This is a genomic window from Ruegeria sp. AL12 (genome assembly GCF_056540885.1).
Genome location: NZ_JBQFXN010000192.1, coordinates 1 through 555, shown reverse-complemented (window position 1 = coordinate 555; position 555 = coordinate 1). Strand labels below are relative to the sequence as shown.

Annotated in this window: 1 protein-coding gene; it reads left to right on the top strand. The window is 61.4% G+C overall.

Features of this window, described 5'->3' with window-relative positions; genetic code table 11:
- Window positions 1-555: THUMP domain-containing class I SAM-dependent RNA methyltransferase (locus tag ACR0C6_RS22155; protein ID WP_480621351.1), on the top strand; the 555-nt coding region annotated here is incomplete at both ends.

The following is a 555-nucleotide window of genomic DNA, read 5'->3' as shown; positions in this document are numbered from 1 at the left end:
CAAAGCCCCCATGCGGGAGACCATGGCCGCTATGTTCCTGCGAGAGTGCGGATACATCGGATCCGAACCGGTTCTGGACCCGATGTGTGGCTCAGGCACCTTTGTCATAGAAGCCGCCGAGATCGCCTTGGGGCTGAACCCTGGTCGCAGCCGCAGCTTTGCCTTCGAAAACCTTGCCGGGTTCGACCCCGCCACGTGGAGTAACCTACGTGCTAATGAGGATATATCCGAAACCGATCTTGTTTTCTCCGGCTCCGACCGCAACTCTGGCGCTGTTGAAGCCGCCCAAGCCAATGCGACGCAGGCCAGAGTGGGTGAGGTTGCAAGGTTCCAAACCCGCGCCGTCAGCGACATCAAACCCCCTTCTGGCGACGCCGGTCTGGTCATCGTCAACCCACCTTATGGTGCACGAATCGGCGATGAAAAACGCCTGCGCTCTCTCTACGGGGCGTTGGGCAAAGTACTCGCCTCCCGTTTCAGCGGCTGGCGTGTGGGGATCGTGACCAGCAATGCGGGGCTTGCCCGCGCAACTCGCCTGCCTTTGCTGCCGCCCGG